General features: G+C 63.6%; 24 protein-coding genes. 9 read left to right on the top strand and 15 right to left on the bottom strand.

The genetic code is table 11. From position 1 onward, the window contains the following. Nucleotides 1-15 precede the first annotated feature (15 nt). The gene (locus FJ419_RS14800; RefSeq protein ID WP_140693985.1) at nt 16-714 is read left to right on the top strand and encodes a ribonuclease HII; all 699 of its coding nucleotides are present in this window, start codon (nt 16-18) and stop codon (nt 712-714) included. Between the two features lie 276 nt (nt 715-990). Here FJ419_RS14800 and FJ419_RS14795 read toward each other — a convergent pair whose 3' ends face one another. The 7 genes from FJ419_RS14795 to FJ419_RS14765 all read right to left on the bottom strand — a co-directional run bounded on the left by FJ419_RS14795 (nt 991) and on the right by FJ419_RS14765 (nt 6,658). Next, nucleotides 991-1,482 carry a F0F1 ATP synthase subunit B gene (locus FJ419_RS14795; RefSeq protein WP_140546306.1) on the bottom strand — a complete coding sequence of 164 codons (492 nt, stop codon included), beginning with the start codon at nt 1,480-1,482 and terminating at the stop codon, nt 991-993. 11 nt (nt 1,483-1,493) lie between these two features. Beyond that, entirely contained in the window at nt 1,494-2,075 is a 582-nt protein-coding gene (locus tag FJ419_RS14790; RefSeq protein ID WP_140693981.1) for a F0F1 ATP synthase subunit B, read from the bottom strand. A 60-nt stretch (nt 2,076-2,135) separates the two neighbouring features. Then, nucleotides 2,136-2,360, bottom strand: coding sequence for a F0F1 ATP synthase subunit C (locus tag FJ419_RS14785; protein WP_027164582.1), 225 nt, complete (start codon nt 2,358-2,360; stop codon nt 2,136-2,138). 75 nt (nt 2,361-2,435) lie between these two features. Next, complete coding sequence (locus tag FJ419_RS14780; RefSeq protein WP_095768723.1) at nt 2,436-3,194, bottom strand: F0F1 ATP synthase subunit A; 759 nt, start codon at nt 3,192-3,194, stop codon at nt 2,436-2,438. Nucleotides 3,195-3,259: 65 nt separating this feature from the next. Continuing rightward, complete coding sequence (locus tag FJ419_RS14775; RefSeq protein ID WP_140693977.1) at nt 3,260-3,652, bottom strand: AtpZ/AtpI family protein; 393 nt, start codon at nt 3,650-3,652, stop codon at nt 3,260-3,262. Between the two features lie 390 nt (nt 3,653-4,042). Beyond that, nucleotides 4,043-5,224, bottom strand: a complete 1,182-nt coding sequence (locus tag FJ419_RS14770) for a cell wall hydrolase (RefSeq protein ID WP_140693973.1) — start codon at nt 5,222-5,224, stop codon at nt 4,043-4,045. Between the two features lie 165 nt (nt 5,225-5,389). Next, nucleotides 5,390-6,658: an MFS transporter gene (locus FJ419_RS14765; protein ID WP_140693968.1), complete on the bottom strand. Its 1,269-nt coding sequence runs from the start codon at nt 6,656-6,658 to the stop codon at nt 5,390-5,392. Nucleotides 6,659-6,774: 116 nt separating this feature from the next. On the opposite strand from FJ419_RS14765, the gene FJ419_RS14760 reads away from it, so the two are divergent. Next, nucleotides 6,775-7,695 (top strand): LysR substrate-binding domain-containing protein, encoded by a 921-nt coding sequence (locus FJ419_RS14760; protein WP_140693963.1) that lies wholly within the window; start codon nt 6,775-6,777, stop codon nt 7,693-7,695. Between the two features lie 277 nt (nt 7,696-7,972). Here FJ419_RS14760 and der read toward each other — a convergent pair whose 3' ends face one another. Further along, on the bottom strand, nt 7,973-9,403 hold the full coding sequence (gene der, locus FJ419_RS14755) for a ribosome biogenesis GTPase Der (RefSeq protein ID WP_140693958.1): 1,431 nt from the start codon (nt 9,401-9,403) through the stop codon (nt 7,973-7,975). 6 nt (nt 9,404-9,409) lie between these two features. Further along, a complete protein-coding gene (locus tag FJ419_RS14750) occupies nt 9,410-10,075 on the bottom strand; it encodes a tetratricopeptide repeat protein (RefSeq protein WP_140693953.1) in 666 nt (221 codons plus the stop codon). Between the two features lie 202 nt (nt 10,076-10,277). Between FJ419_RS14750 and FJ419_RS14745 the strand changes: the two genes are divergently transcribed. Continuing rightward, nucleotides 10,278-11,288: a polysaccharide deacetylase family protein gene (locus FJ419_RS14745; protein WP_140693948.1), complete on the top strand. Its 1,011-nt coding sequence runs from the start codon at nt 10,278-10,280 to the stop codon at nt 11,286-11,288. Between the two features lie 22 nt (nt 11,289-11,310). Here the strand turns inward: FJ419_RS14745 and sbmA are convergent, their stop codons facing one another. The 3 genes from sbmA to FJ419_RS14730 all read right to left on the bottom strand — a co-directional run bounded on the left by sbmA (nt 11,311) and on the right by FJ419_RS14730 (nt 14,412). After that, nucleotides 11,311-12,573 (bottom strand): peptide antibiotic transporter SbmA, encoded by a 1,263-nt coding sequence (gene sbmA / locus FJ419_RS14740; protein WP_140693944.1) that lies wholly within the window; start codon nt 12,571-12,573, stop codon nt 11,311-11,313. 122 nt (nt 12,574-12,695) lie between these two features. After that, nucleotides 12,696-13,853: a YbfB/YjiJ family MFS transporter gene (locus tag FJ419_RS14735; protein WP_246679210.1), complete on the bottom strand. Its 1,158-nt coding sequence runs from the start codon at nt 13,851-13,853 to the stop codon at nt 12,696-12,698. A 367-nt stretch (nt 13,854-14,220) separates the two neighbouring features. Then, on the bottom strand, nt 14,221-14,412 hold the full coding sequence (locus FJ419_RS14730; protein ID WP_140693940.1) for a hypothetical protein: 192 nt from the start codon (nt 14,410-14,412) through the stop codon (nt 14,221-14,223). Between the two features lie 98 nt (nt 14,413-14,510). On the opposite strand from FJ419_RS14730, the gene FJ419_RS14725 reads away from it, so the two are divergent. The 3 genes from FJ419_RS14725 to FJ419_RS14715 all read left to right on the top strand — a co-directional run bounded on the left by FJ419_RS14725 (nt 14,511) and on the right by FJ419_RS14715 (nt 17,257). Then, on the top strand, nt 14,511-15,425 hold the full coding sequence (locus tag FJ419_RS14725) for a LysR substrate-binding domain-containing protein (RefSeq protein ID WP_140693935.1): 915 nt from the start codon (nt 14,511-14,513) through the stop codon (nt 15,423-15,425). Between the two features lie 126 nt (nt 15,426-15,551). Then, nucleotides 15,552-16,808 (top strand): aminopeptidase, encoded by a 1,257-nt coding sequence (locus FJ419_RS14720; RefSeq protein ID WP_140693930.1) that lies wholly within the window; start codon nt 15,552-15,554, stop codon nt 16,806-16,808. Between the two features lie 98 nt (nt 16,809-16,906). Continuing rightward, a complete protein-coding gene (locus tag FJ419_RS14715; protein WP_140693926.1) occupies nt 16,907-17,257 on the top strand; it encodes a DUF488 domain-containing protein in 351 nt (116 codons plus the stop codon). A 203-nt stretch (nt 17,258-17,460) separates the two neighbouring features. On the opposite strand, the gene FJ419_RS14705 is transcribed toward FJ419_RS14715, so the two are convergent. Then, on the bottom strand, nt 17,461-17,814 hold the full coding sequence (locus FJ419_RS14705; protein ID WP_140693921.1) for an ArsC family reductase: 354 nt from the start codon (nt 17,812-17,814) through the stop codon (nt 17,461-17,463). 167 nt (nt 17,815-17,981) lie between these two features. Between FJ419_RS14705 and FJ419_RS14700 the strand changes: the two genes are divergently transcribed. Genes FJ419_RS14700 through FJ419_RS14690 form a run of 3 tightly spaced genes read left to right on the top strand, consistent with a single transcriptional unit; the run spans nt 17,982 to nt 19,389 of the window. Continuing rightward, nucleotides 17,982-18,557 carry a dihydrofolate reductase family protein gene (locus tag FJ419_RS14700; RefSeq protein ID WP_140693916.1) on the top strand — a complete coding sequence of 192 codons (576 nt, stop codon included), beginning with the start codon at nt 17,982-17,984 and terminating at the stop codon, nt 18,555-18,557. A gap of 2 nt (nt 18,558-18,559) precedes the next feature. Then, nucleotides 18,560-18,913 carry a metalloregulator ArsR/SmtB family transcription factor gene (locus tag FJ419_RS14695; RefSeq protein ID WP_140693911.1) on the top strand — a complete coding sequence of 118 codons (354 nt, stop codon included), beginning with the start codon at nt 18,560-18,562 and terminating at the stop codon, nt 18,911-18,913. Next, nucleotides 18,910-19,389, top strand: coding sequence for an SRPBCC family protein (locus tag FJ419_RS14690; protein ID WP_140693906.1), 480 nt, complete (start codon nt 18,910-18,912; stop codon nt 19,387-19,389). Before FJ419_RS14695 ends, FJ419_RS14690 begins: the two co-directional genes overlap by 4 nt. Nucleotides 19,390-19,484: 95 nt before the next feature. Here FJ419_RS14690 and FJ419_RS14685 read toward each other — a convergent pair whose 3' ends face one another. After that, nucleotides 19,485-19,838, bottom strand: coding sequence for a nuclear transport factor 2 family protein (locus FJ419_RS14685; protein WP_140546912.1), 354 nt, complete (start codon nt 19,836-19,838; stop codon nt 19,485-19,487). Nucleotides 19,839-19,945: 107 nt separating this feature from the next. Further along, nucleotides 19,946-20,554, bottom strand: coding sequence for a 2'-5' RNA ligase (locus FJ419_RS14680; RefSeq protein WP_140693902.1), 609 nt, complete (start codon nt 20,552-20,554; stop codon nt 19,946-19,948). Nucleotides 20,555-20,573 lie beyond the last annotated feature (19 nt).

Raw genomic sequence — 20,573 nt, 5'->3', positions numbered from 1 at the left:
GAACCTCGCCGCACCATGGCTCGCGCGCGTTCCGATTCTCCGCTTCTCTTTGAAATGGTCGAGAAGCCCGACTTCTCGATCGAGACGAAAGCGATAGCCGATGGGCTGTGGCCGGTCGCCGGCATGGACGAGGCCGGTCGCGGTCCGCTCGCCGGTCCGGTGGTGGCCGCCGCGGTGGTGCTCAACCCCGCCAATATTCCCGAAGGCCTCGACGATTCCAAGCGCCTCACCCATTTGCAACGCGAGGCGCTGTTTCTCAAGATTCTTGGCTCGGCGCTCAGCATCTCGATGGCTTCGATCAGCGCCGAAGGCATCGACAACAGCAATATCCTGAAAGCCAGCCTGGAAGCGATGCGCCGTGCTGCCGCCGGCCTATCCTTGCGGCCGAAGCTCGCCCTGGCCGACGGCCGCGACATACCGCCAGGTCTCGCCTGCGAAGGCCGCGCGCTCATCAAGGGCGACCAGCGCTCGCAGTCGATCGCCGCCGCCTCGATCGTCGCCAAGGTGATGCGCGACCGCATGATGTGCGGCTGCGGCGGACATCACGAGCATTACGGCTTCGAAGTGCATATGGGTTACGCGACGGTCCGGCACCGCACCGCGATCGAGGCGCATGGGCCGGTGGCACGGCTCCACCGGGCGTCGTTCGCGCCGTTCCGGTTGGGTGGGGCTGAGATAGCAGAAGAGGAAGAGAGCCTCGCCGGGCTGGAGTGATAGCTGATCTCCCCCCTTGTGGGGGAGATGTCCGGCAGGACAGAGGGGGGCGCTGTCCCGCCAGCCTTTCAGCCAGTTGCCCGAACTTCTCGCACAGTTTGCACTCGACCCATCGCACAGAATGGGACGCCGCGATCCTTCGCGCCCCCCCTCTGCCCTGCCGGGCATCTCCCCCACGAGGGGGGAGATTGGCGGCTTCGGCGTCCCGCTTCCCCTATCAAGCAAAAAAGCCGCCGGGTTTGCCCAGCGGCTTTCTCATTCGTAACTGCAATCAGCTCAGTTCAGCTTGGCCTTGACGTCATCCAGCGCCGACTTGAACAGATCCGCGCCGGCCTTGACGTCGACCTTGGCGGCAAGCAGCGCGCGGGCGGCCTCTACAGCGATGTCGACGGCGGTGGCGCGCACTTCGCTGACCGCCTCGCGCTCGGCCTGGCTGATCTTCTGCTCGGCAAGCGCGGTGCGCCGGGCGACATAGTCCTCGGTCTTCTTGGCCGCCTCGGAGGCAAGCAAGTCAGCCTCGCGTTTGGCGGCAGCGACGATGTCGGCGGCCTCCTTCTCGGCTTCCTTACGCTTCTGCTGATACTGGCGCAGCAGCTGCTGGGCCTCCTCGCGCAGGCGCCGTGCCTCCTCGAGCTCGCTGCTGATCTTGGCCGCGCGGGCGTCGAGCGACTTGGCAAGCATGCCCGGCACCCTCAGATAGATGACGGCGCCGAGGAAGATGATCAGGGCGATGGTGGCCCAGAGCGTGGCGAGTGATGTGGCGTCCATGATCCCGCTCCTCACTGGCTCGCGGATTTGACCGCGGCCGCGATCTCGGCCTTGTCGGTCTTGCCGCCGACAAGCGCCTCGACGATGGCCGAGGTCGTGTCCTCGGCGATGGTGCCGACTTCCTTCATCGCCTTGGCCTTGATCGAGGCGATACTCGCCTCGGCCTCGCCAAGCTTCTTCTCAAGCTCGGCCTCGAGCTTCTTGCGCGTGCCCTCGGCTTGCGCCTTGGCGGCGTCGTTCGCCTGCTGGCCGATCTTGTTGGCGTTGACCTTGGCTTCCGCCAGTTCCTGCTCATAGGCAGCAACCGCGGCGTCCGCCTCGCCCTTCAGCCTTGCGGCATGATCGAGGTCCTGGGTGATGCGGTCGTTGCGGACATTGATGATGCCGCCAAGACGCGGCATCACAACCCGCTTCAGGAACAGGTAGAAGAGCCCGAAGGTGATGACCAGCCACAGGATCTGCGACGGGAAGGTCTTGGCATCGAACGGCGGGAACGCTTCATGCTCCGCGGCAGGCACGGCAGTGCCGGCATGCGTATCGCCCTCGGCCGCGGCCGGCGCTGCTTCTTGCGCATAGGCAGATGTCACGAACATCTCATTCCCCTGTCCCTAGAACGGGCCGCACCATGCGGCCCCTTTCGTCAGCTCCGGCTCTTACTTGAAGACCAGGAGCAGAGCGATCAGGAGCGAGAAGATGCCCAGAGCTTCGGTCACGGCGAAGCCGAAGATCAGGCGGCCGAACTGGCCGTCGGCAGCCGACGGGTTGCGGAGCGCACCCGAGAGATAGCTGCCGAAGATGTTGCCGAGGCCGATGCCCGCGCCGCCCATGCCGATGCAGGCGATACCAGCGCCGATAGCAGCTGCTGCAGTTGCGTCCATTTCAAAACTCCTGTGGTTTCTCTGTTCGTTGCAGTTGGTACGTTGGGTAAGCTGGCGCCGGGGCGCCGGTGAAAATCAGTGGCTCGGGTGCAGCGCGTCGTTCAGATACATGCAGGTCAGCACCGCGAACACATAGGCCTGGAGGAAAGCCACCAGCAGCTCTAGCGCGGAGAGCGCGACCGCCATGGCAAGCGGCAGCACCGAGCCGGCGATACCGACGGCGCCAAACGCGCTCAGGCTGACGACGAAGCCCGAGAACACTTTCAGCGTGATGTGGCCGGCGAGCATGTTGGCGAAAAGACGAACCGAGAGGCTGACGGGCCGCGAGACGAAGGAGATGATTTCGATCGCCACCACCAGCGGCAGAAGGTAGCCCGGCACGCCATGCGGCACGAACAGCTTGAGGAAGCCGAAGCCGTGCTTGGCGAAGCCGTAGACGAGGACCGTGCCGATGACCAGGATCGCCAGCGTGAAGGTGACGATGATGTGGCTGGTGACGGTGAAGAAATAAGGGAACAGGCCGATCAGGTTGGCGACCAGCACGAACATGAACAGCGAGAACACCAGCGGGAAGAACTGCATGCCCTGCTTGCCCGCGGCATCGCGCAGCATGTTGCCGACGAATTCGTAGGCCATTTCGGACACCGACTGCAGGCGACCGGGAATCAAGGCCCGGCTGGCGGTGCTCATGTAGAGGAAGGCGGACGCCAGGACGATCGTCACGACCATGAACAAAGAGGAGTTGGTGAAAGATACGTCGTAGCCGCCGATATGCAGCGGGATGATCGGATGGATCTGGAACTGGTGGATCGGATCGACCTTGTCAGCAGCCACTTTAAATCCCCGTCAAAGCCACAATCGGCTTTTTAATTCACTTTAGCGCCCTGCGGCGCCTCACTTCATTCTCTCGGCTCGCGCGGCTTGCCGCCCTGGCCGAATTCCGATGCCAGTCCCGCCGAACGCAGGACGTTGAGTATGCCTGCGCCAAAGCCCAGCAACAGGCCGACGATCAGACCCCAGGGCGCTATTCCCGCCACACGGTCGATGATCCAGCCCAAGCCGACACCGACCACCACTCCGGCGATGAACTCGCTGGACAGCTTCAGCGCCTGACCGTAACCGGTCGCAGCTTTCGCTTCGTCTTTCCCCTCGGACCGGTCCGTGCGCCTCGTCGCAAGCGATGCTTCGAGATCGCGCCGGCGGCGCTCAAGTTCGTCGTCGCGGATGGTGGCTTCTGGCTGCCTGCCGCGGCCGGTTTCTCCGGTTCCGTCTGGCCCGGTTTTGTCGGCCATCGCAACCCCCCTGCCCGGGCAGACGATTGCCGTCCGTCCGCTTCTAAAGTCGCCGGCAACATAGTTAGAGGGTCCGCCCCCGTCAAGCCACGGGCCGAACTTCCGAGCGATGTATTTTTAACAGTCAAATCAATGGTTTATAGAGGTGCGACATCGTGCCCTTCACGCCCGCGTGAGGCGACGGCGCGAATCCGCGCGACAAGGCGCGTCCGCCGAGGCATTGCCGGGCGTCGGAGGAAGGATAGCCGGGGCGGTATTTAAGCGGCTCAGCTCGAGCCGCCTAAAGCGCGTCGCGATCTTTCAGATTCGCTCCATGCGCTTCAAGTTTTGATTTCGCGCATGTCTTTTCCCGAGACCGCTTACCACTCTCGGGAGACATGCCTTAACGGCTCAGCTCCAGCCGCCGCCATAGGTGCGGTAGAAGATATGCAGGCCGATCCTGGTCATCTTGTGCATGGCCCGCGCCCAGCCCGGATGGACGTAATTGGCGTAGTAATGCGTCGATGAGCCGACCTCGGGAATGAATATCTTGCCGGCGGTCACCGCCATGGCAACCTCCTGGGCGGTCTTGTAGGAGGCCAGGTCGGTGATTGTCTTCTTCCTGCCGTCGCAGGCAAAGGAGAACTGGCAGCGGTTGAACCAGTTGTCGTTCTGATAGACGACGCCGCAGATCGTCTTCGGATAGGTCGGATTGCGGACGCGGTTGAGGATCACCTGCGCAACCGCCGCCTGGCCGCGGACAGGCTCGCTGCGCGCCTCGAAATAGATGCCCTTGGCAAGGCAGGCCTGCTCGGGCTTGGAAAAGACACTCGCCGGCAGGGGCGTCTGCAGCCAGGCATGGTCGCCCTTGCCCATCGGCGGGATGAAGCGGCCATCGTTCGGATCGTCCTGCAGCAGCGCCTCGAAGGGCGAAGCCTTGGCGTAGTCGGGCGCGGACTGGGCATAGGCCGTGGCAAGAATGTCCGGCTTGTCGTTGTTGACGAGGGCGACAAGTGCCGCCGGCAGCGCCGGATCCGGCCTCTTGTCCTCGCGAAGATGGAAGGCCTGGGCAATCTGGACTTCCTTGCCCATGATGCCGGGCTTGGCGAAGGTCAGCTTCAGGCCGCTGTCCATCGCGGGACGCAGCAGCGAGGAGGTGCGCTCGAAAATCGAGCCGGCGCTGAAATTCTTGGGCGGCGCGACCGGCGAGACCTTGACGATACGTCCCTTCTTGTCGGCGCGCATGACGCGGTCTTCATCGGGCGTCACGCCCACGGCGCTGCCCTTGCCGCGGAAGGCGACGGTGCCCACCCCCGGCAAATTCACGCCGGAACCGGAGAGCGAGCCGGTGGTGACGGAATCGACAAACGGCATTTCGGCGGCATGCACCGAGCCGGCGGCGGATTTCTCGATATAGGCGTTCCAGCGGGTGTCGGACGATTCCAGGCCGGAGATCAGGCTGGCCATATCCTGATAGGCGACGGCCGACGGAAAGCCGATCCAAATACCGAACCCAAGCACCAAAGGAGGAAGAAAGGAACGTTTTTTCGCAACGGCGGCGGCGGCAAGCCGCAATGAAACGCGTCGATGCACGGAACTCTCCAGAACGCTACTGACCCCGGAGAGTCAAAATGAAGCATTAACCTTGATGCGGGGTTAACGTCATCGATCGTGTTCTTTTCATGTTTGAGGCAAGCCGGCTTGCCGTTTCTGCGGCAAGCCGGCGAAGAATCTGGCCTGGGTAAGGCGTGGGGTCAATCAGGCGGGGCGCAGGAAGATCGGCCAGGCGAGCGCCGCGCAGATGGCGGCCGCGAGCCACACGCCCGGCCATGCGAAGACCACCAGCAGCCACGGAATGGCGATCGGCACCAGGCAGAAGCCGATGAACACAAAACTATTGGCCAGGCTGAGCGCGGTGCCGACATGGCCGGCCCCGGCAAGCGTGGCAAGCTCGGTATAGGCGACGCCGTGCCAGGCGGAGACGGATATGCCGGCAACGACGACCATCAGCGGAAGCAACGGCAGCAGCGACGGCGCGCCGGCAGCGCCGATCACCAGCAGCCACAGCGCCAGGAATGCTAAGGCGCTCAGCGCGCTGCAGAGTTTCAGGAACGGGCGACGGTTGCCGTGGCGGTCGGTGAAGCGCCCGCTCCAGACACGCATCGCCATCGCGCCGGCCTGCACCGCGGCGAGGCTGGCGCTGGTCACAAAGGTGCCCATGCCGGCGAAGTCATGCAGGAAGACCGAGGCGAAGGTCAGCACCGCGACTTGCGGGAAGCAGAGCAGGCCGATAGCGGTCGAGATGCGCCATACCTCGATGTTGCGCAACGGCGCTGGGCCAAGTGTCGCCGTGGCGGCGTGAGCGCCGCTTTCCACTGGCGGCTCGTGCAGCCAGCGCCAGGCAAACCAGGCCGAGAGCGCGGAGACGACCGCAAGCAGGCCGAAGACCGCCGTGAATCCCAAACTCAACGCCAGCGACGGCAGGACAAGCGCGCCCAGCCCGCCGCCGAGCGGCACCGCCGTCTGCCTGATGCTCATGGCGAAGCCGCGCACGCCCTCGCCGAACCAGCCCATGATGGCGCGGCCGCTGGAACCATTGACGCTGCCGCCGAGCAGGCCGACGACGAGCAGGCTTGCCGACAACAGCACGACGCCGGGAATGGCTGTCTTCGTCGGCACGACGAGCATCGCCATGATGAAGAGCCATGCCGCCGTCGCGCCGAGCCCGGTCAGGAGCACGCGGCGGTCGCCCCAGCGGTCCGTGAGCAGTCCCCAGGGCAGCTCGCTCAGCGCCACGCCGAGACCGAGTAGACCCAATACCAAACCCAGCGAGGCATTGTCGAGGTGGTAGCCCTGGCGCATCGCCACCGCGGTCGCTGGAATGCCGGAGAAGGTGGCGGAGAAGCCGGCATTGGCGGCGACCCCGATGCCCAGCACCTTCCAGCGATGGTTAGGGCCGAAGGCGCGGCGGGCGGCAATGTCTCCCGCGGGCGGCCGGCAGACGTTTCGTGTGACGATGGCGGACATGGCTTCATTCCCGTGACGGCCGGCTGACGGCTTGACGGACAGGATGTAGCGCCATAGCTTCATCCATAAAATCAGGAAGTTTTTTATCAACAATCCTGAAAATCAGGATGATTCCGATGCGCCGCGTCACCTTCGACCTCGATGTTCTCAGAACCTTCGTCACCGGCATGGAGCTCGGAAGCTTCGCCAAGGCCGCCGAACGGCTTGGCCGCTCGACGTCCGCGGTCAGCGCGCAACTGAAGAAGCTGGAGGAGCAGGCTGCGACGCCGGTCTTCCGCAAGGCGGGACGCGGCCTGGCGCTCACCGAAGCCGGCGAGACGATGCTCGGCTATGCGCGGCGGCTGATTGAGCTCAACGACGAAGCGGCCTCCGCCATCCGCGACGTCGAGCTTGAAGGCTGGGTGCGGCTCGGCCTGCAGGAGGATTTCGGCGAGGCCGTGCTGCCCGACGTGCTCGGCCGCTTCGCCCGCGCCCATCCCAAGGTGCGGATCGAGGCGCGGATCGGCCGCAGCCACGACCTTGCCGAGCGTGTCCTGTCAGGCAATCTCGACATCGCGCTCGCCTGGCATGACGGCACGGCCCTGCCCTATAGCCGCCATGTCGCCGACGTGCCGGCGCGCTGGATCGGCCCGGCCAAGCCGATCGAGGCTGGTCCGCGCAATGGCGAGCCGCTGCCGCTGGTGGTGTTCGAGGCGCCGTGCCTGCTCAGAACCGTGGCGACCGAGACACTCGATCGCGCGGGCATGCCCTGGCGCATGGCCTTCTCGAGTCCTTCCCTCGGCGGCATCTGGGCGGCGGTGGCGGCGGGCCTCGGCCTGACGATCCGCACCGATATCGGCCTGCCTGCCAATGTCAGGGCGATCGCGCCGGGAGTCCTCGGGCTTCCTGCCCTGCCGACGATGGCGCTGCACCTGCACCGTAAGGACGCCGAGCTCGATCCGGTGGCGGCGCGGCTGGCGGAGATCCTGCTGCAGGCGGCGCTGGAGACGCTGCCGGAGGGGGCGCTAGCCAAGGAGAGTTTGCTAGAGGTCGCCTAAGCTTTGAAGCGCTGGCGGGACAGCTCCCCCCTCTGTCCTGCCGGACATCTCCCCCACTTGGGGGGAGATTGGCTGTCACGCCGGCTTTCGCCAATCGCCAATGTTGCAAGAGGAGCGAGGCGCTAAAGCTGCTGATCTCTCCCCTTGTGGGGGAGATGTCCGGCAGGACAGAGGGGGGCGCGAAGGATCACAACTTACCCCACTCTGCGTGGCCGCATTCCTCAAACGGGCCGCCCGTGGATGACGAGGGACCGGCGTTGGCGTCACTCCCCGCGGATCACCGCTTCTTCGCCCTGCCCGCAAACGGATTGTCCGAGGTGCGCAGCACCATGCGGATCGGCACGCCGGGCATGTCGAAGGCCTCGCGCAGGCTGTTGATCAAATAGCGGACGTAGGATTGCGGCATCGCGTCCGGCCGCGAGCACGAGACGACGAAGCCCGGCGGGCGGGTCTTGGCCTGCGTGACGTATTTGATCTTCAGCCGGCGGCCGGCGACGGCGGGCGGCGGGTGATGCGCGAGGATGCCTTCCAGCCAGCGGTTGAGCTTGCCGGTGGAGACGCGGCTGTTCCAGACCTTGTGCGTCTTGATGACGCTTTCCATCAGCTTGTCGAGACCGCGTCCGGTCTCGGCCGAGACCGTCACCGCCTGGATGCCGCGCACCTGCGGCAGGAGCCGCTCGGTCTTCTCGCGCAGCTCGGCCAGCAGCTCTTGCGGATTGTCGATCAGGTCCCATTTGTTGAAGGCGATCACCGGCGCCCTGCCCTCGCGGATGATGAGGTCGGCGATCTGCAGATCCTGCTTCTCGAACGGGATGGTGGCGTCGAGCATGATGATGACGATCTCGGCGAAGCGGATGGCGCGCAGGCCATCCTGCACCGATAGCACTTCCAGCTTTTCATGGATCCTGGATTTGCGGCGCATGCCGGCCGTGTCGAACAGCTTTATCCTGCGGCCACGCCAGTCCCAGTCGACCGAGATCGAATCGCGCGTGATGCCGGCTTCCGGACCGGTCAGCAGCCGCTCCTCGCCGATCAGCGCATTGATCAGCGTCGACTTGCCGGCGTTCGGGCGGCCGACGACGGCGATGCGCAGCGGCTTGGTGTCGTCATAGGACGCTTCAGCGTCCGGGTCGGCGATGTCCTCGCCGATCAGAACCTCGCTGGCGGCGATCTCGCCGGCTTCGTCTTCCTCGTCCTCGCCGAAAGCCCGTTCCTGCCCGAGCGCTTCAATCACCGCGTCGCGCAGATCCGGCATGCCCTGGCCGTGCTCGGCCGAGATCGGGATCGGCTCGCCGAGGCCGAGCTCCCAAGCTTCCAGCATGCCCCCTTGAGCGCCACGCGCCTCTGCCTTGTTGGCCACAAGCACGACCGGCTTGCCGGATTTGCGCACCACCTCGGCGAAGGTGCGGTCGTCGGGCATCAGGCCCGACTTGGCATCGACCGTGAAGAAGATGAGGTCGGCTTCGCGAATGGCGATCTCGGTCTGCTGGCGCATGCGGCCGGGCAGCGTCGAAGCCGCCGCGTCCTCGAAGCCGGCGGTGTCGATGACATCAAAATGAAGATCGTAGAGTTTTGCCGCGTGGACGCGGCGGTCGCGCGTCACCCCCGGCGTGTCGTCGACAAGCGCCAGCTTCTTTCCGACCAGCCGATTGAAAAGAGTCGATTTGCCGACGTTAGGCCGGCCGATGATGGCGACTTTGAAGCCCATCCAGGATCACGACACGTTGCCCGACCCGCGGATCAGCTCGGACATCAGCTGCGCGCGCTGGCGCACATTGCGCGGGGCGGCTTCATCCGAAGAGATCTGGTCGAACAGTTTGAGCGCGTCCGCCGACTTGCCGTCCTTCCAGGCGGCAAGGCCGAGCGCTTCGCGCGCCGAATGGCGCAGCGGATTGGTGTCGGCGGTGAGCGCCTCGATGCGGCTGGAGACATCGGCGTAAGAGCCGTGGTCGACGAGCAGGAGCGCCGCCCTCAGCCGCGCGATATCGCGAATGCCGGCGGGAATGGCGTTGTCGGCGGCGACCTCGTCGAAATCCTTGACCGCGCCATCGATGTCGCCCTTGTTGGCCTTGACGGTCGCGGCGCGCATGCGGGCGAGCAGCGGATAGGCGCCGTAGCCGTCCTTCTCCAGCTGGTCGAGCGCGGCGATCGCCTCGTCGTTCTTGCCGTCATTGGCGAGCTTGAGGGCCGCCGAGAAGGCGTCGCCGGAGCGATTGGCGCGGGTTTCGTCCCAATAGCGGTAGCCGACGACAGCGGCGGTGCCGAGCACGATCAGGATGGCGATGCCGAGAATGGCCGGGCCGAAACGGTCCCATAGCTTCTGCGCCTGCTCGCGACGCATCTCTTCGTTGACTTCGCGGATAAAACTGTCGTCCGACATCAATCAAAACCATTGCGGCCCCAGGAGGAGGCGCTTCTTGAGCCCGCGTTTTAGCGAAATTTCGTCGGCATGGAAGGGGGCGGACCGGAAAATCGGCTGAGAATGCCGGGCACCCACAGTCCATGCCTGAACGCAACCGCGCCACATTTGCGCGATAGCCGGCTTCCGATCGGCCGGAGACGTCCCCGCCAGAAGGTTGTCAATGCTTCGTTCGTACCGCGTTCTTGCGATCAGTCTCGCCTCGCTCGCCTCAGCCAACGCCGCCTTCGCCGATCCGCCGAAATCGCCAACCGTTTCGCCGGCCAAGCAGGTCGTGCTGATCTCTTTCGATGCCGCCCGCGATATCTCGCAATGGCAGCGCAGCCGGGCGCTGGCAAAGCGCACGGGCGCGCATTTCACCTATTTCCTGTCCTGCGTCTTCCTGCTCACTCCCGAGACGCGGCTGCACTATGCCGGCCCCGGCAAGGCCGCCGGCAAATCGAATATCGGCTTCGGCGCCTCGAAGCAGGATGTCGCCGACCGGCTTGAGCAGGTCCGGCTGGCCGCGGCCGAGGGCCACGACATCGGCAGCCATGCCTGCGGCCATTTCGACGGCAAGGCCTGGAGCAAGGCCGACTGGCTGGCCGAATTCGCCTCCGCGCGGCTCATTTTCGAGAACGCCTATGCGATCAACGGCATTTCTCCCGAGCCGCCCGGCTGGCGCGATTTCGCCCGCCATACCGTAACCGGTTTTCGCGCGCCCTATCTGTCCACCGATAAGGCGCTTTACGAAGCGCTGCCCGAGGCCGGCTTTGAATACGACGCGAGCGGCGTCTCGAGCGGCCCGGCCATGCCGCCGACCCTGAATGGCACAACCCGTTTTGCCCTGCCGCTTGTCCCGGAGGGACCGAAGGGGAAGCCGGTCGTCGCCATGGATTACAATCTTTATGTCCGCCACTCGGGCGGCACCGAAAAGCCGGCCATGGCGGACGCGTTCACCGAGCGCGCCTATCAGGCGTTCCGCGCCGCTTTCGAGGCTCAGTACAATGGCAAGCGCCTGCCGCTGGAGCTCGGCTTCCACTTCACGCTGATGAACAACGGCGCCTACTGGAACGCGCTGGAGCGCTTCGCGGACGAGGTCTGCGTGATGCCGCAAGTCGAGTGCATCAGTTTGCGCGACTATGTCGCGCGCCAGCGCGCCGGCCAGTCGTCACAGGCGAGTGTGGGCGGCTGAGCCGCCCACCTTGCAAGCCGACTTAGGCCGGATCCGGCTCCTGTGCTTGGCGTTCGATGAAACGGCGATCGATATCTGGTAGCGGCTCGCCATGGATCGTCGCCTCGAAGGCACGAAGGCGTTTATATATGGAAATCAACTCGACAATAGTTGGCCAGGAATTGACCAGATATTGGAACGACGAACGCACCTGATCAAAAGAGTTTAGAATCTGATTTAGAGCACCAAGCTTTATCTTGCCAGCGACCATTGTGGGTACGAGAACAATATATGGGAATATATTATCGATTTGTAGATAGAAAATCCTAGCAACGTTAAAATATAGATAGTGGAAATACTTTTTGAAATAGTTATTTCTGACGTTTCGAAAAAGTTCAGCGACAGTTGGCGGCTGCGCACGACCTATGTCGTCCTCGCCGTAGACAAGCTCTTTGCGGAAAGCCGCCTCGACGCGCTGTGTGCGGAACTCAAGCCCTGGAAGCTTGATGCCAACCAGCGCCAAGAAAGTGGTTCCGAAAATGGACCAGACTATAGCCACAGCGACGAGTGAATAAGGCACCGTGCCGACAATCGGCAATTCCGTAACGTTCTGCGAAAGATGCAGCAGCACGGGAAGAAACGCGATCAGGGTCATGACCGACCCAACCAAGCTGACGCCCAGATCCTCCATCGTGGTGGAAAAACGCATCGTGTCTTCCTGGACACGCTGCGATGCGCCTTCGATACGTCTCAACCTATCCCAGTTGGCCATATAGTAGTCGTTCATGGCGGTGCGCCAACGAAAGATCCAGTGGCTTACGAAGAACCGATTGAGAGAGCCAACAGTAACAGCCAGAAGCGCGATCCACATGATGGTCAGCAGCTGGCTGTAAAAATCCCATGGCGTCGTAGAATACGGTGTCCCCAACGCCTTTTGAATAAGATCGTAAAAAGGGCCGTACCAATCGTTGAAAGCAACGTTGACCTGCACCTGGTAATAGATCACGAAGAGGATGAGCGAAGTTCCAAGAACTGACCAATTCAACCATGGATGGGGTCGATACCAAGCCCAAAAACCGTAGAAAATGAAAACGACCGCGGCGAAATATATGTAGAACCACAGAAAGGGCTTCGACCAAAAGAGCTCGACGCCAATGATCTTGGCGACACCCTCTGCTACCGGAGGCAATCCGAACATCGCGCCCAGCTGCTCGCCGCCGAAGAACCAGAACAGGATCGCGGCAAGGCTCCAGACGGCGGCCGAGGTGAAGAAGAGCTTCGGCTGCGGGAAGAAAGATACGAACACTGTGGCGGGTTTCCTCGGTCTGACCGCAAATCAGCGGCGTTGCAGTTCGGCGGGCATAAAGTCACACATTAGGGGGAAAGAAAATGCCCGTGCCCGACGCCCGGCATCGAACAAACCGCAAATCATGGCGATTTTGGCGCAGCCGACCAGGCAATGACGCCAGAGGCGAGCAGCGCCGCCGCTGCCATGATCGAGGCGAGCACGTAATTGCCCGAAGCCTGGGCGAGCAGGCCGGCGGCGATCGGGCCGACGATCTGGCCAAGGCCGAAGGCCGCGGTCATCACCGCGAAGATGCGGCGCGGCGCCCGCGGCGCGAGCTGCCTGCCCATCTGTAGGCCCAGCGCCGTGATGGCGATGAAGGTGCCGCCGAGCAGGACGCCGGCGATCAACGGTCCGGCAGCGCCCTTGACGACGACGCTGGCGGTGACGCCGACCACCTCGACCAGGCAGCTCGCGGCATAAGCGGCATAGAGCCCGATGCGGCCGGCGAGCTTCTGCCACGCCCAAGTCGAGGGAAAGCCGGCAAGGCCGGCGACCATCCAGACAGTCGCCTCGAAGACGCGCCCGCCGCCGCCCTGGCGGACGATGGCGACCAGGAAAGTGGCCGTCACCACATAGCCGAAGCCGAACAGCCCGTAGGCGACGATCATCCTCATCAGGGATCCGTCCTTCGGCAGCGCCGGCTCGCGCCCGTCGGCGACATTGGCCGGGGTGGTCGAGCCGGCGAGCAGCACGACGATGAGCAGGCCAACCGCCGAAAGCGCTCCGGACCAGAGCCAGCCGGCGGCCCAGCCCGCGTGTTCGGAGACGAGGATCGCCAGCAGCGCCGAGGACGCGGCAATGCCCAGGCCGACGCCGCCGAAATGCAGCGCCTGCAAATCGATGCGGCCAGCCTCAGCCAGGTGGCCGAAGACGATTGAGGCCATGAACACCATGACGAAGGCGCTGGCGAGGCCGGCGAGGAATCGGATGACGAGGAAGGCGGTCATCGTCTCGTTGAGCCCCATGAGGGCCGCGAGCACGGCGCTGGCGGCGAGGCCGGCGAACATCAGCATGCGCTCGCGGCCATGCGCCCAGCCACCGGCCGCGGCAAGCGCGCCGATGAGGTAGCCGACATAATTGGCGGAAGCGATCCAACCGGCATCGGCCGGCGTCAGGCCAAGTCCCTCCATCATGCCCGGCAGGATCGGCGTGTAGACGAAGCGGCCGATGCCCATGGCGACGGCAAGCGCGACCATGCCGGCGAGAGCAAGCCGCAAGGGAGATGGCGAGGCGTTCATTGCGGCGCACAGTAATTGCGTGTGCAGGTGAAACAATGCGCTTGCGTTGGGCCAGTGTCACGATCGTAGAAAGGACCGATCGCATCGGATTGGTGCGAAACTTTCTGCGTCAGCGCTGCCCCTCATCCGCCCTTCGGGCACCTTCTCCCCGTATAGTGACGGGGAGAAGGAAACCGGCCGCAACGCTGGCGATTATCCTACAGCGTTGAAAATTAGCGAAAGCGGCGATGACAGCGTCTTTCTCCCCGTCTCTATACGGGGAGAAATGCCCGGCAGGGCAATGAGGGGCAGCGCTGACGCCGGCAACGCTATGCACAATGGTCACATTAGTTTGTCTTTTGGTTTCCGCCGCTGCGGCAACGTGACTTCAACGGCAGCCGGTCTCGTAAGCCGTGCGGCGGGCCGTCAGCCGGAACGGCATGTCGCCGAGCTCGCGTTCCGACATGGTGTCGAGCACCGGATGCGACAGCGGATCGGTGATCCAGCGCGCGATCTCGCCGTCGTCGCGCGGCCTCGCCTCGGCGCCGGAAAGCCCTTTCAGCAAAGATAAAATCTTCATCGGGCCACCTCATGGCTCAAGGTTGTTGCAGGTAAATTCTGCCCTATCCTGTCGGGGTTCAATTGAGATTTCGGTCCGTTCACTTTAGAAAAAACTGGATGGCTATGCTGAACCGCGTCCATCTCAACGGCCTGCGCGCCGTGGAAACCGTCGCCCGGCTGGGATCGCTGGCGGGCGCGGCGGCGGAGTTGAATGTCTCGGTCAGCGCCGTCAGCCAGCAGGTCAAGCGCACGGAAAAGCAACTGGGCCAGGCGCTGTTCGAACGCACGCCAAGCGGGCTCGTGCCGACCGAATTCGGCGCGGTCTTCACGGCGCGGCTCAGCGCCGGCTTCCGCGAGCTTGCGCAAGCCGTGGCGCTGGCCGACGAGGCCAACGAGTGCACGCTGGTCGTCTCGGTGGCGCCGGCTTTCGCCTCGAAATGGCTGTTGCCCAGGCTGTCGCGGCATTTCGCGCGACACCCGAATGTGCTTTTACGCATCGACGCCTCCGCCAGGATCGCCGATCTCGACCGCTCCGATGTCGATATCGCCATCCGGCTTGGCGACGGCAAATGGCCGGGCGGGCGCGCCGAGCTTCTGCTTGCCCAGGAAGTGTTTCCGGTCTGCGCGCCCTCGATCGCAACCAGGCTGAAGTCGATCGGCGATCTGGCGCAGACCTGCGCCATCACCGACGAGCGGGCGATGTTCAGCTGGGACGGCTGGTTCGAAGCGGCCGGCGTCGAGCCGGTCACCTTCCAGAAAGGGGCGCGCTTCACCGATCCGATGCTTTGCCTGGAATCGGCGATCGCCGGCCATGGCGTGATGCTCGCCTGGCAGTTGCTGACCGCCGATGCGCTGGCCGACGGCCGGCTGGTCGCGCCTTTCGGGATCAGGGCCGAGAGCGGGCTGGGTTACTGGCTGGTGACCTCGGCCACCAAGAGCGAAAGCCGCAAGGTGCGCGACTTCAAGGCCTGGATCCGCGACGAGATCGAGGCGACCGTGGCGCAGTTCCGGGCGTTGGACAGCGCCGCATAACCGCTGCGCACTTTCCAATAACGCGGTCCGTCATGCTTGAGAGCAGGCCCAGTCGATCGCGGTGGAAAGGTCAATCGCAGCGGTCTATGTAAGGATGACAACCCCAACATAACGGCAGGCAGGATCATGACCACACATTCGCGCGGCGTTTCGGCAAGCATCGACCCGGTGAAGCTCGACAGGCTGGCGGAAGTCGCCGTCAAGGTCGGGCTGCAGCTGCAGCCCGGACAGGACCTGGTGCTGACCTCCTCGATCGCGGCACTGCCGCTGACCCGCCGCATCGTCGAGCACGCCTATAAGGCGGGCGCCGGGCTGGTGACGCCTATCTTCAACGACGACGAGATCACGCTGGCGCGCTTCCGCTATGGCGCCGACGCCGGCTTCGACCGCGCCGCCGGTTGGCTCTACGAAGGCATGGCGAAGGCGTTCTCGAACAATGCGGCGCGGCTTGCGGTGCGCGGCGAGGATCCGTCGCTGCTGTCGTCGCAAGACCCGGCCAAGGTGGCGCGCGCCAACAAGGCCAACTCGATGGCCTACCAGCCGGCGCTGGAGAAGATCACCGGCTTCGACATCAACTGGAACATCGTCGCCTATCCCGACCTTGCCTGGGCGAAGCAGGTGTTTCCGGGTGAGCCGGACGACGTCGCGGTGGTGAAGCTTGCCGACGCCATCTTCTCGGCCTCGCGGGTCGACGTCGAGGACCCGATCGGCAATTGGAAGGCGCACAACGCGGCGCTCGCCGAGCGCACGAAATGGCTGAACGAGCACAGCTTCCACGCGCTGCATTTCACCGGACCAGGCACCGACCTGACCGTCGGGCTGGCGGATGGCCATGAATGGATGGGCGGCGCTTCGACGGCGAAGAACGGCATCACTTGCAACCCCAATATCCCGACCGAGGAGGTCTTCACCACGCCGCATGCAAGGCGCGTCGAGGGCCACGTCTCTTCGACCAAGCCGCTCTCCTACCAGGGCACGCTGATCGACGACATCTCGGTGCGCTTCGAAGGCGGCCGGATCGTCGAGGCCAAGGCGTCGAAGGGCGAGGACGTGCTGCAGAAGGTGCTCGACACCGATGAAGGCGCGCGGCGTCTCGGCGAGGTGGCGCTGGTGCCGCATTCCTCGCCGATCGCGCGGAGTGGCCTGTTGTTCTTCAACACGCTGTTCGACGAGAACGCCGCCTGCCACATCGCGCTCGGGCAGTGCTATTCGAAATGCTTCGTCAACGGCGCGTCACTCAGCCAGGACGAGATCGCGGAGCGCGGCGGCAACAAGAGCTTCATCCACATCGACTGGATGATCGGCTCGGACAGGATCGACATTGACGGCGTGGCCAAGGATGGCGGCCGCGTGCCGGTGATGCGCAAGGGCGAGTGGGCGTAACGGTACTTTGTTGGCGCAATTTTGAACAGACGGCTACGGCGAAGTCGCCGAGCCCAACCGCTGCACACTTTTCCTGGGGCTTGGCAAAGGAGGCGTAAGTGGCCTTCGACATTGCGGTGAAGCGTGTCTATGAGCCGCCGACGAAGGCCGACGGCCGGCGGGTGCTGGTCGACCGGATCTGGCCGCGCGGCGTCAGCAAGAAGGACGCCGAACTGACGCTATGGCTGAAGGAGATCGCGCCGAGCGACGCGCTGCGCAAATGGTTCGGGCACCAGCCGGAGCGCTGGCCGGAGTTTCAGAAGCGGTATCGGGCCGAGCTCGACGCCAACAAGGAAGCGGTGGCGCAGCTGCGTGGCCTGTTGCGCGAAGGCAAGGCGACGCTGCTCTACGGCGCGCATGACGAAGCGCACAACAATGCGGTGGCGCTGGCGGCATACCTAAAGGCGTAAACGTTGAAATGCTGGCGGGACAGCGCCCCCCTCTGTCCTGCCGGACATCTCCCCCTCTTGGGGTGAGATTGGCAGCTCCGGCGCTCCGCTAATTCCTGCAAGGTTGATTGGCGAAGGCCGGCGTGACGGCTGATCTCCCTTGAGGGGGAGATGTCCGGCAGGACAGAGAGGGGGCGAAGGAACTCGACGTAAGTGGTCGAGCTCTATTCCCCGCCCACCGCCTGCTCGTAAACCTCCGGCTTGAAGCCAACGATAACGCCATCCCCCACCTCCAGCACCGGCCGCTTGATCATCGTCGGCTTGGCGAGCATCAGCTGCTTCGCCTTGTTCTCGTCCAGCCCGACCTTGTCCTTCTCCGGCAGCTCGCGAAAGGTCGTGCTGCCTTTGTTGAGCAGCTTTTCCCAGCCGACCTTGCCGATCCAACCGCTGAGCCTGTCGGCCTCGATCCCCTCTGCCCGGTAGTCATGAAAGCGATACGGCACGTCATGGCTCTCCAGCCAGACGCGCGCCTTCTTGATCGTGTCGCAAGTGGTGATGCCGTACATAGTGATGGTCAAGGCGGGCCTCTGTTGGATGAGATTTTCGAATCCGGCAGAAGCCTAGGCCGGCCCTATAGGCTTTGCCAGCGCTTTGCGCCTGTGCGATTTTGGCTCTTGCCAATACTAAGGTTTTTTCCTAAGTAATATACCAGTTTGAAATCGAGCGATGCGCGAAAGGAAAAGTCATGAGCAGGCTTGTCGTTGCCGAACTGGTGTCGATCGACGGGGTGAGCGAGGCGCCAGGCGGCGAGCCGGGTTACCGGCACACCAACTGGGTGGGCAAGCGTCACGAAGCCAAGCAGATCGAGCACAAGTTCCAGGAAGTGCTCGACCACGAGGCGCTGCTGATCGGCAGGGTCACTTATGAGAGCTTCGCCAGCGGGTGGCCAACTTATGAGGGCCCGTTCGCCGACCGCATGAACGGCATGCCGAAATATGTCGTCTCCTCGACGCTCAAGAACCCGGCATGGAACAACACGACCGTGCTGCAAGGCGAGCCGATGGCTGCTGTCGCCAGGCTCAAGCAAAGCCTCAAGGGCGATATTCTCGTCGGCGGCAGCCGGACATTGGTCAACGCGCTTCGCCGGCACGATCTCGTCGACGAATACCGGCTGATGGTCTTCCCCGTCATCTTGGGCAGCGGCGCGCGGTTCTTCGACCAGACGGAGGACGCGACGAATCTGAGGCTCACCGCAACGCATTCCTTCGCCAATGGCGCGGTCGAGCTCACCTATCAGGTGCTGCGCGGCGGGGAGGTCTGACGATGAGCCTGCAGACCGCCAGCCAGAACCCGCCGCCGATCGACGGCATTTTTCGCGCGCTCGCCGATCCGACGCGACGGCGCGTGGTGGAGCGGCTGAACAGAAGTCCCGCCTCGGTCAGCGAGTTGGCGGAGCCGTTCGGCATGGCGCTCCCCTCCTTCGTCGAGCATCTGAAGGTGCTGGAAGGTTGCGGGCTGGTGCAGTCGCAAAAGGCCGGCCGGGTCAGGACCTACAGCCTTTCGCCCGAGCCGCTGAAGCTTGCGGAAAACTGGCTCGCCGAACAGCGCGCGCTGTGGGAGCGCCGCCTCGACCAGTTCGACGCCTATGTGACGAGCCTCAAGGAGAGTGAAAAGTGACCTATCCGTTCAAGCCGAATCCGAAACTGGACCTGACGCTGGAGCGTTTTCTCGACGCGCCGCGCGAACTCCTGTGGCGCGCCTGGACGAAGCCGGAGCATGTCAAGCAATGGTTCACGCCGAAGCCGTGGGTCATCACCGACTGCGAGATCGACCTCCAGCCCGGCGGCCTGTTTCGCACGCGCATGCAATCGCCCGACGGCAAGGAGGTCAACGACCGCCATTGCTGCTATCTCGAGATCGTGCCGAATGAGCGGCTGGTGTGGACCGACGCGCTGCTGCCGGGCTACCGGCCGTCCGGCGAGCCCTTCATCACCGCGGTCATCGCGCTGATGCCCGAGGGCAAGGGCACACGCTATACCGCCACCGCCATCCATCGCGACGAGGCGACGCGCAACAGCCACGAGGAGATGGGTTTCTTCGACGGCTGGGGCACGGTGGCCGACCAGCTTGCGGATTACGTGAAGTCGATTTGAGAAGCAGAAATGGCGACCGGAACACCAGCCCGGTCGCCATCTCTGATTTCAAATTTACGTCGCGAAAGAAGCGAGACGCCTCAGGCCGGTCGGCTTCAGTAATAGAAACGCTCTTCGCTGATCTTGCCGTTCTTGACGGTGTAGAGGCCAACCTCATCCATCTTGACGCGCTCGCCGGTCGATTTGGGCGTTATGTCGAAGCTGAAGCGCAAGGCGAATTGGTCGCCATTGACATATGGCCCTTCGATCGAGCCGCCATGAACCTCGTGGTTGGCTTCCCACCAGGCGCCCTTTTCCTTGACGGCCTCCTTGCCGTTGCAGACGGCCATCGGCCCTTCCATCGCCTCGTAGCTGACGATGTCGTCGGCATTGTATTTCGCGGCAGCGCCGTGGTTGTCGCCTCGCTTGAGGAGCTCGGTGAAATCCTTGGCGATTTCGGCAGTGGTCATGATTTCCTCCCGGTTTGGACAAGACATCAAGTAGGTGTCTTGTGTTCGCCTGCCACTGACGGCCGCCTCCACAGGTGACAAATCGTGTCAGGATGGTGGCGCCTGGGCTATGGCGCGGCCACCAGCGGCCAGCGGTTCAGATCTTTGTAGATCGTCAGCCCGCGCAGGCTATGAACGAGGACGAGCTCCCTTGCTACAAAACTGATCGGATCGATGGGCTGCCTGGGAATGAATGAATTGTCATAGGCAAGCGTCATATGCGGAACGAAATGATCTGCCGATTTGAGACCGTTCGCCTTCATCGCAACGCCAATCAACCGGCTGAGTTCGCAGACCGGTCCATCGTCTGCCAGAAGCACGAACGGACGCCATGGCGGCCTGCCTTTTGCCGCCGGGCGCCCGGGAAAACTTACGGCATAGCTGAACGTGACTTCAAACGCCGGCATTTCGACCAACTGGCCGGCTCGCTTTGCCGCGAATTCGATTTTCGATCTAAGTCTTTTGTAATCACCGACATGTCGTTGACTGACATGAAATCGCTCTTTCAACAGCAGCGACCCGGTTATCCCGTTGAGATCGCACAGATGTTTCTGCAACGACCAAAACGCGGCACGATCCTTGGCCTGCAAAAACAGCGCGAAGAACACCCGGTCCGGCCGCCTCGGCTGCAGTGGAGGAATCGGAATGCCGAAATCAAACTCTTGCTGCCGAGACATCCGTACTCGTTCGGCTGAG

The sequence above is a fragment of the Mesorhizobium sp. B2-6-2 genome (assembly GCF_006440615.1).
Classification (GTDB): domain Bacteria; phylum Pseudomonadota; class Alphaproteobacteria; order Rhizobiales; family Rhizobiaceae; genus Mesorhizobium.
Note: the sequence above shows the minus strand (reverse complement) of the source record. Positions and strands in the feature narration are given on the sequence as shown.

What these genes read in the sequence shown, in the direction of transcription:
- FJ419_RS14735 (WP_246679210.1), bottom strand. Translation starts at nt 13,853, where the DNA reads ATGAACGCCTCGCCATCTCCCTTGCGGCTTGCTCTCGCCGGCATGGTC.
- FJ419_RS14720 (WP_140693930.1), top strand. Translation starts at nt 15,552, where the DNA reads ATGACCACACATTCGCGCGGCGTTTCGGCAAGCATCGACCCGGTGAAG.
- FJ419_RS14730 (WP_140693940.1), bottom strand. Translation starts at nt 14,412, where the DNA reads ATGAAGATTTTATCTTTGCTGAAAGGGCTTTCCGGCGCCGAGGCGAGG.
- FJ419_RS14725 (WP_140693935.1), top strand. Translation starts at nt 14,511, where the DNA reads ATGGCTATGCTGAACCGCGTCCATCTCAACGGCCTGCGCGCCGTGGAA.
- FJ419_RS14750 (WP_140693953.1), bottom strand. Translation starts at nt 10,075, where the DNA reads ATGTCGGACGACAGTTTTATCCGCGAAGTCAACGAAGAGATGCGTCGC.
- FJ419_RS14745 (WP_140693948.1), top strand. Translation starts at nt 10,278, where the DNA reads ATGCTTCGTTCGTACCGCGTTCTTGCGATCAGTCTCGCCTCGCTCGCC.
- FJ419_RS14775 (WP_140693977.1), bottom strand. Translation starts at nt 3,652, where the DNA reads ATGGCCGACAAAACCGGGCCAGACGGAACCGGAGAAACCGGCCGCGGC.
- FJ419_RS14685 (WP_140546912.1), bottom strand. Translation starts at nt 19,838, where the DNA reads ATGACCACTGCCGAAATCGCCAAGGATTTCACCGAGCTCCTCAAGCGA.
- FJ419_RS14765 (WP_140693968.1), bottom strand. Translation starts at nt 6,658, where the DNA reads ATGTCCGCCATCGTCACACGAAACGTCTGCCGGCCGCCCGCGGGAGAC.
- FJ419_RS14785 (WP_027164582.1), bottom strand. Translation starts at nt 2,360, where the DNA reads ATGGACGCAACTGCAGCAGCTGCTATCGGCGCTGGTATCGCCTGCATC.
- FJ419_RS14795 (WP_140546306.1), bottom strand. Translation starts at nt 1,482, where the DNA reads ATGGACGCCACATCACTCGCCACGCTCTGGGCCACCATCGCCCTGATC.
- FJ419_RS14800 (WP_140693985.1), top strand. Translation starts at nt 16, where the DNA reads ATGGCTCGCGCGCGTTCCGATTCTCCGCTTCTCTTTGAAATGGTCGAG.
- FJ419_RS14695 (WP_140693911.1), top strand. Translation starts at nt 18,560, where the DNA reads ATGAGCCTGCAGACCGCCAGCCAGAACCCGCCGCCGATCGACGGCATT.
- der (WP_140693958.1), bottom strand. Translation starts at nt 9,403, where the DNA reads ATGGGCTTCAAAGTCGCCATCATCGGCCGGCCTAACGTCGGCAAATCG.
- FJ419_RS14700 (WP_140693916.1), top strand. Translation starts at nt 17,982, where the DNA reads ATGAGCAGGCTTGTCGTTGCCGAACTGGTGTCGATCGACGGGGTGAGC.
- FJ419_RS14760 (WP_140693963.1), top strand. Translation starts at nt 6,775, where the DNA reads ATGCGCCGCGTCACCTTCGACCTCGATGTTCTCAGAACCTTCGTCACC.
- FJ419_RS14680 (WP_140693902.1), bottom strand. Translation starts at nt 20,554, where the DNA reads ATGTCTCGGCAGCAAGAGTTTGATTTCGGCATTCCGATTCCTCCACTG.
- FJ419_RS14790 (WP_140693981.1), bottom strand. Translation starts at nt 2,075, where the DNA reads ATGTTCGTGACATCTGCCTATGCGCAAGAAGCAGCGCCGGCCGCGGCC.